Annotated in this window: 7 protein-coding genes; 4 read left to right on the top strand and 3 right to left on the bottom strand. The window is 61.2% G+C overall.

The features are described 5' to 3' along the window. The 3 genes from QM649_RS19845 to QM649_RS19855 all read left to right on the top strand — a co-directional run. Nucleotides 1-1,127 (top strand): glycoside hydrolase family 28 protein (locus QM649_RS19845; RefSeq protein ID WP_415200812.1); only part of this gene is annotated, 1,127 nt, incomplete at its 5' end. Between the two features lie 16 nt (nt 1,128-1,143). Beyond that, the gene (locus QM649_RS19850) at nt 1,144-2,544 is read left to right on the top strand and encodes an oligogalacturonate lyase family protein (protein WP_415200813.1); all 1,401 of its coding nucleotides are present in this window, start codon (nt 1,144-1,146) and stop codon (nt 2,542-2,544) included. A gap of 19 nt (nt 2,545-2,563) precedes the next feature. After that, a complete protein-coding gene (locus tag QM649_RS19855) occupies nt 2,564-3,724 on the top strand; it encodes a glycoside hydrolase family 88/105 protein (RefSeq protein ID WP_415200814.1) in 1,161 nt (386 codons plus the stop codon). A 4-nt stretch (nt 3,725-3,728) separates the two neighbouring features. Here the strand turns inward: QM649_RS19855 and QM649_RS19860 are convergent, their stop codons facing one another. Both QM649_RS19860 and QM649_RS19865 read right to left on the bottom strand, forming a co-directional pair. Next, nucleotides 3,729-4,643: a rhamnogalacturonan acetylesterase gene (locus QM649_RS19860; RefSeq protein WP_415200815.1), complete on the bottom strand. Its 915-nt coding sequence runs from the start codon at nt 4,641-4,643 to the stop codon at nt 3,729-3,731. A gap of 9 nt (nt 4,644-4,652) precedes the next feature. After that, entirely contained in the window at nt 4,653-5,954 is a 1,302-nt protein-coding gene (locus tag QM649_RS19865; RefSeq protein WP_415200816.1) for a rhamnogalacturonan acetylesterase, read from the bottom strand. A gap of 132 nt (nt 5,955-6,086) precedes the next feature. Between QM649_RS19865 and kduD the strand changes: the two genes are divergently transcribed. Further along, the gene (gene kduD, locus QM649_RS19870; protein ID WP_415200817.1) at nt 6,087-6,851 is read left to right on the top strand and encodes a 2-dehydro-3-deoxy-D-gluconate 5-dehydrogenase KduD; all 765 of its coding nucleotides are present in this window, start codon (nt 6,087-6,089) and stop codon (nt 6,849-6,851) included. Nucleotides 6,852-6,854: 3 nt separating this feature from the next. Here kduD and QM649_RS19875 read toward each other — a convergent pair whose 3' ends face one another. Then, nucleotides 6,855-7,370: a hypothetical protein gene (locus QM649_RS19875; protein WP_415200818.1), complete on the bottom strand. Its 516-nt coding sequence runs from the start codon at nt 7,368-7,370 to the stop codon at nt 6,855-6,857. Nucleotides 7,371-7,685: the final 315 nt, after the last annotated feature.

A 7,685-nucleotide genomic window follows, 5' to 3' on the forward strand; every position in this document is an offset into this window, starting at 1 on the left:
ATCCGATGATGCCCACGCGGGTTGCGGGCATCGAGATGACCTGGCCGGCTGCGCTGATCAATGTCTATGGTCAGCACGATGTCGAGATCTCCGGCGAAGGGAACATCGACGGCGATGGCTCGTACTGGTGGAAGAGCTACTGGGATCTGCGACACGATTACGACGCGAAGGGCCTGCGGTGGGCAGCCGACTACGATGCGAAGCGCCCGCGCCTCATCCAGATTTACGACTCGCAGAAGGTCGTTCTGCATGGGCCCACGCTGCAGCGTTCGGGCTTCTGGACGGTGCATATCTGCTACTCCACGCAGGTCACGGTGGAGCACATCACCATCCGCAACAACATTGGTGGGCGGGGGCCTTCGACGGATGGCGTGGATATCGACAGCTCGTCGCATGTGCTGGTGCAGAACGCCGATATCGATGTGAATGACGATGCGCTCTGTCTCAAGGCCGGGCGCGATGCCGATGGCCTGCGCGTCAACCGGCCCACTGAGCACGTGGTGATCCGTGATTCTGTGATCAGGCGCGGCGCTGCGGCTGTGACCTTCGGCAGCGAGACGTCAGGCGGCTTCCATGACATCGAGGCTTATAACCTGACGGCCGGCGATGGTGTTGGTGCAGGCGTGCTCATCAAGAGCGCGCGTGTGCGCGGTGGCGGTGGATCGGACCTGCGTATCCATGACCTTCATCTCGATGGCGTCGGCATTCCGATTGAAGTGAATCTCAACTGGAATCCGAACTATAGCTACGCCACGCTGCCGGATGGCGTGCACGATGTGCCGTCATACTGGAAGACGCTACTGGCGCATGTTTCCGAGGAGCAAGGGCTGCCGCACTTCTCCGACGTGCATATCTGGAATATCGACGCGAAGAATGCGAAAACGGCGATTGCGATTGCGGCTTATCCCAATGCAAAGCTGGAGCGCTTTCGTCTCGATCATCTTCGTCTTGAGGCGCAGAAGGCCGGCCATATCGATGACGCGGACGGCTTCACGCTGGAGAAGGTGGAGCTTGCCGTGCCGCAGGGCGAGCGGCTGACGACTTCTGATAGCAGTAATGTCCACGGGCTCGACGCGGTGATCTATCGTGAGCCTTCAGCCAGTTCACCACATACGGCCGGGAAGTGAAGGGAAGGGGAGCACCATGAGCACGTGGAGACTTTTTGTTCGCAGGTATCTCGCTTATGGGCTCCTGCTTAGCGGTGTTACTGCTGCATCGCTCATGGCGCAGGATGTGCCGAAGACCTGGGTGGACAAGGACACCGGGCATCGCGTTTATCGGTTGAGTGGTGAGCCCGGATCCTCGGCTTTCTACTTCAATGTGAATGCCTATTCGCCTGACGAGCAGTATATGGTCTACACCGCGCCGGATGGCATCCACACGCTGGAACTGGCGACGAAGAAGACGCGCCTGCTGGTACCGAATCCACCACTCCCGCAGAATGCAGACGCGCACGGTGCGCGCTTTCGCTATGGCTACCATGCGATCGTGGTCGGGCATAAGACGGACAGTATTTTCTTCTCGCGTACCGATCCGGCAACGCAGCTGGCCGTGATTTACAAGGCGGATCTCAATTCCGGCGAGGTCACAAAGCTGGCTACGCTGCCTCCGCACGCCAGTGTGGCCACGGTGAATTCGGACGAGACGCTGGCCGCCGGCGTGTATGAGGAGAATCCTCAACCGGCGGCCGACTATCCGCAGCACGACGAGCAGGGACGCGGCCCGCTGGTGCAGCCGGAGAGCAAGGGCGCGATGATGGAGCGCCGCCTGGCCGCGCGGATTCCGGTGGTGCTGTTCACGATCGATCTGCGCACGGGTAAAGTGCATGAGCTGCTGCATTCGACGGACTGGATCGGCCACCTGCTCTTCTCGCCGATTGACCCGACGCTGCTGATGTATTGTCACGAAGGCCCGTGGCAGAAGGTCGACCGCATCTGGATGATCCACACCGATGGTTCGCACAATACGCTGATGCACAAGCGGACCATGCTCATGGAGATTGCCGGCCACGAATTCTGGGGACTGGATGGCGAGACGATCTGGTACGACTGGCAGACGCCAAAGGGCGAGGACTTCTGGCTGGCCGGGATTCACCTTGGCAAGACCCCGGATCATACGCAGGTGGCGTATCACATGCTGCGCAATGACTGGTCGATCCACTTCAACGTGAACAAGGATGCGACGCTCTTCTGCGGCGACGGCGGCGATCCGGGGCAAGTGGCGCGGGCCACGGATGGAGAGTGGATCGAGCTCTTTCACCCTTCGTGGCGCAAGAATGACGGGGGCATCGACTCGCCGGATTTTGTGCAGCCCGGCACGTTCCAGCCTGAGCACCTGGTGAACATGAAGCACCATAACTACAAGCTCGAGCCGAATGTGCGCTTCTCGCCAGACGGGAAGATGGTGATCTTTACCTCGAATATGTTCGGCGCGAGTTACGTATTCGGTGTCGATGTCGACAAGGCGGCTGCGGGTGCGAGCGATGTAGAATCCACGCCGGAACTCGGGCTGCGCTTCGGGCCGAATCCTCCACCAACCCACTGAACGAACGGAGTATTGCACGATGAAGACGATGACGCGGCGGACCTTCGGTGCGCAGCTGATGCTGGCCGGGACGGCTCTCGCCGCAGGCCAGGTGCCCCTGCAGCAGAAGCCCGCGCCGGGCTCGAATCCGAATTTTGACCCGAGCGCTCCGCACGTAGCAATCGGCGGTCCAAGCCTCACCGAGTGGCCTGTGGGATACGATCCGAAGCAGATTGGTACCGCGCTGGCCGGGCATTTTCAGACGACACCGCATTTGCGGCCTACCCGCATTATCTATCCCGAGGTCTGCGCCTGGTACGGCGCGCTCGAGGTTGCGCGTGTGACCGGCAATAAAGATCTGATCGCCGCGCTGCAAGCCCGCTTTGAACCGCTCTTCACCACGGAGAGCAGCCTTTTGCCTCCACGCGGAAACCATGTCGACTTTTCCATGTTCGGTTCGCTTCCGCTTGAGTTGTATCTGCTCACGGGAGAGAAGCGGTATCTCGATCTGGGCCTGAGCTACGCGGATGCGCAGTGGGCCTCACCGGACGCGCAGGGGCTCACGCCGGAGACGCGCTACTGGATCGATGACATGTTCATGATTACCATCCTGCAGGTGCAGGCCTATCGCGCGACGAAGGACGGGAAGTATCTACATCGCGCAGCGACGGAGATGGTGTCATATCTCGACAAGTTGCAGCAGCCCAACGGGCTCTTCTTCCATGCGCTAGACGCGCCTTTCTACTGGGGGCGCGGCAATGGATGGTTCGCGGTGGGCATGGCCGAGGTGCTGCGCGAGCTGCCGAAAAATGCGCCTGAGCGGGCGCGCATCGAGCAGGGATACCACAAGATGATGGCTGCTCTCCTTGCCTGCCAGACGGGTGCGGGCGCGTGGCGTCAGCTGCTCGATCACGAGGATGCGTGGCCGGAGAGCTCAGGTACCGGTATGATCGCGTATGCGCTGATTACCGGTGTGCGCAATGGATGGCTGGATGCTGCCAAGTATGGCCCTGCCGCGCGTAAGGCGTGGATCGCTCTCGCCGGCTATGTCGATCAGAACTCGGACGTGACCGGTGTCTGCGAGGGCACAAACAAGGCGAACGACCTCGACTTCTACCTGCTGCGCAAGCGGCGCACCGGAGACTTTCACGGGCAGTCTCCGGCGATGTGGACTGCAGCGGCGCTGCTTCGTCAGAGCTGAGCCGCTACGGCTTCGCAGCGGGCATCGTGGAAGGCACGGCGTCCGCTGACGAGGAGAGATAGGCGGCGAGCGGGTCCGGCAGCAGCAGCTTCAGGCCGAGTACGACGGACATCGCGTTGAGCTGCGCGCCGATGAGGCTGGTGTGCGTGTGCGGATCGCCGAACATCAGCTCTGTCTCGGCTGGCCCCATTGCGTCATATTGCCGGGCGATGATTTCGTTCAGGTCGACGACGGGCGCATGTTCTTCGTTGGCAATGGTGCGTGCCCAACCTCCGTAGCTGTCGACGCCGCTGCGGACAATGTGGTCGTCCTTCCATATCTTTCGCGGGATCAGCGTGCAGACGATCACAGTCGCGCCCTTTGCGCGCGCCTGCTGCACATACTGCCGCATGTACCAGCCGTAGGTGTGGACCGTCTCGTGGCGGTGCAGGATGGGGTTTTCGATTTCGCGGGTCTCTTCGCCGGTGCCCGGCAATGTGCCGCGAGCCCGCGATGTGTCGTCGAGCGGGCCTGAGTCGTTGTGGCCAAACTGCACCAGCACGAAGTCTCCGGGGTGAATCATGTCGAGGATCGTTTGCCAGTGGCCTTCGGTGATGTAGGTGCGGCTGCTTCTGCCGCCGATGGCGCGATTGACTACGTTGATCTTGTTCGTATCGAAGTAGGTCGCGAGCTCATCGCCCCATCCCCACTGGCCCTGCGCGCCGTTGCCGTGTCCGTTACGCACGGTCGAATCGGCCACCAGCCACAGAGTGGGCAGTGCGGGATTCTTCGGCGTCGGCAGGGGATTGTCATCGTGAAGGCTTGGATCGGTGCCCTGCGCCGGTGTTGTCTTTGCCGATGCCGGGGTGGACGAACTCTGCTGGAGCGGGGCCTGCGTGGCTGCGTGCATGGCGAGGAGGAGTGCGAGCGTAGTCAGCATGGCTTTACCTTAGCGTTCGTAGGGCTTTTGCGTGTCGTAGAACGGGGTTGGTGGGATTGCGACGTTTGCTGGGGCATCTGGATGTGCAGGATCGAAGCGTTGATGCGGTTGGCGCAGATACTTCACGAGCGGCGAATGCGATTGCTGCAGGCCAAGAACCACGCACCGCGCGAGCTCCCACGCGCCGTAGCTGTTGAAGTGTGTGTCGTCATGCAGGGCTTCCGGCTGGTCGGGATACGTGTTCGCCGGAGCATAGACGAACAGCAACCGCGAATCCGGCTCGCCGACAGCTTCGTACAGCGCTTTGCTCATCGCATTCAGATCAATGACTGTGACATGTTTCTCGGCGGCCACTTTGCGCACTGTGTCGGGATAAGGAGCGAGCGTGTCGGTGATGTGCCCGCTGCCGTCGAAGCTGCGGCGGTTCATGGGAGTTACGAGTATCGGAGTCGCGGCCTTCTGGCGAGCAAGGTCGATGTAGTGGCGCAGCAGGTCGGCGTACTCTTCCGGCGAAACATAGCCTTTGCCCGGTTTCTGGTCATTGTGGCCGAACTGCATCATCAGGAAATCGCCGGCGTGAATCTGCGAAAAGATCTTGGGAAAGCGCTGCTCGCCCACGAAGCTCCGGATGGTTTCGCCGGACTCGGCGTGGTTTGCAATGGCGATCTTCGGGTCGAAGAATGCAGGCAGCATTTCGCCCCACGCAGCCCATGGCTCATGATCCTGGTCGGTGACGGTCGAGTCTCCGGCGATGAAGATGGTGGGCGTTGAGGCTGGAGCAGGCTCGATCGCGATGCTCTGCAAGGACGGGTGATCGCCCGAGAATTCAAGCGTGAGCTTCTCGTCCCAGTCCAGGGAGCCGATCTCGCGTGGCTTGAGTCGCACGGAGGATGAAGTGTCCGCGATCTGCGGCCTGCGCACGTTCACAATGAAGCGCTCTGTGCGATGCTTGCGGGCTGCAACCGGCACACGCGCCAGCAGGATGCGCCGTGCCTCGGCTTTCACCGTGGTCTGCGATTGCGCGTCTCCGCCGAGGGTTACGGTGACGAGATAGTTGCCTTCCGCTGCGGGCGCTGAGAAGAAGAAGGAGCCCGATGCGGAGCTGCATCCCTGAGAATCCTCGTGCTGAGGCGCTGTGCCGAGATCCCAGCCCGCTGTGCCGGTGTCGTATCGGGTGGCCGTAGTGATGGCCGTGGCCGCGACTTTCGCCGTGCCGCACTGCCAGCGCTGTGCTTCTGCGGCAAGGGTTACGCAGCTGAGCAGCAGCAGCGCGCCTGTCCTGAGGAGATGCCGTTTGGGAATCGATGTCATGACAGGCCTTTGCGACCAAAATTCGTTAGAGAAGAAATTTCTCTAATGGCGATATGCAGTTTTAGAAGATAGTCTTTGAGGGGCGCGGCTGGCAAGATGAGATTGCAGGCTGCAACAGGTGAGGATGAGCGTATGACGACGAGCAGGGATTCACTCTTCAGTCTTGAAGGAAAGGTTGCGCTGGTGACGGGTGCAGCGGGCGGCATCGGCGCGGCGATTGCGCAGGCACTTGCGCAGGCGGGCGCGCAGGTTGCAGTGCACGGGAATCGCCGGCCGGCTGATGAAACTGCTCTTGCGATCGGTGAAGCTGCCGCGGCGTTTTCTGCCGATCTATCGCAGAGCGAAGGCGCGGAGCAGCTCTTTCACGCGGTGCGCGCGCGCTTCGGGCGCGTCGATCTCCTCATCAACAACGCGGGCATGATCCATCGCGCTGCGGCCGAGGAGTTTGCTCTTGAAGACTGGAATCGTGTGCTGCAAGTAAACCTGACCAGCGTCTTTCAGCTTTCGCAGTTTGTGGCGCGTGACCTTATCGCGCAGAAGGCCGCAGGCAAGATCGTGAACATTGCATCGCTGCTCAGCTTTCAGGGAGGCATCCGCGTGCCCGCATATGCGGCTTCCAAGGGCGGCGTGGCGCAGCTCACCAAGGCGCTGGCGAATGAGTGGGCTCCGCATCACATCCAGGTGAATGCGATCGCGCCCGGATACATCGAGACCGCGAACACGGAGGCATTGCGCAACGATGAGACGCGCAACCGGCAGATCCTCGAGCGCATTCCAGCCGGACGCTGGGGTGAGCCAGAAGATATCGCTGGCACCGCGGTCTTCTTGTGCTCGCGCGCGAGTGACTACATCACGGGCAGCATCATCGCGGTCGACGGCGGATGGCTGGGGCGCTGAGGGCTATCGAGCCTGTTCTAGCGCCCACTTCGCCACATCCTTCGCGGCGGTGAAGTCTTCGTATTCAGGGGGCAGTTTGCGGCCATCGGTGTACTCGTTGTAGAGCCACGGGTCGACGACTGCCCACACCGTGCCTTTGCCTACATGGGCCACGGCCATGAGCACATCGCCGCGATCGCGATAGATGGGCTGCGCCGCGCCTGAGACGGTGATGGTGCAGATCTCCTTCATGTAGACCGTAAGCGCATTGGGGAAGATGCTACCCGTGCCTGCCGGAATCTTCAGCATGCCCTGCTCGAAGTGGCGACCCTCCACGGTGTTGCGCAGCACCGGGTTGAAGTGGATGCCGAAGCGCTCGCCCAGCGTATTGAACTGCGTGAACTCGGAGTTGTTCTTGTCGTTCTCCATGAGCAGAAGCACGCCGCCAGCCCGCACCCAGGCCTCGATGGCATCTGCGCTGGTCTTGTCCATGAAGTGCGGCGTGGGGTTCTTCGCCTGAGTATCCGGAGAGGCGATCACATAGACGCTTGCGCCGTGCAGATTCGCTGCATTCGGTGGCGCATCGAGCTGTGCCAGCTGTGCTCCGTAACGAGTGAACGCAGAGCCGAAGAAAGAGAAGCCGGAGTTCTGTTGGTCGTCCCACTTGTAATGGAAGAGCTCCGGATTACCGTCGAGTCCCTTGCGTAATTGTGAGTTGAACCACGCATCGCCGAGAACGATTTTGCCACGGCCCAGCGTCGCAGTAGACGCCTGTGCGATCTCAGTGGCAGCGAGCAGCTGGGCGATGCGTGGTTCAACTCACAATTACGCAAGGGACTCGACGGTAATCCGGAG

Origin of the sequence: Silvibacterium sp. (assembly GCF_047605705.1) — a bacterium.
Lineage (GTDB): Bacteria > Acidobacteriota > Terriglobia > Terriglobales > Acidobacteriaceae > Silvibacterium.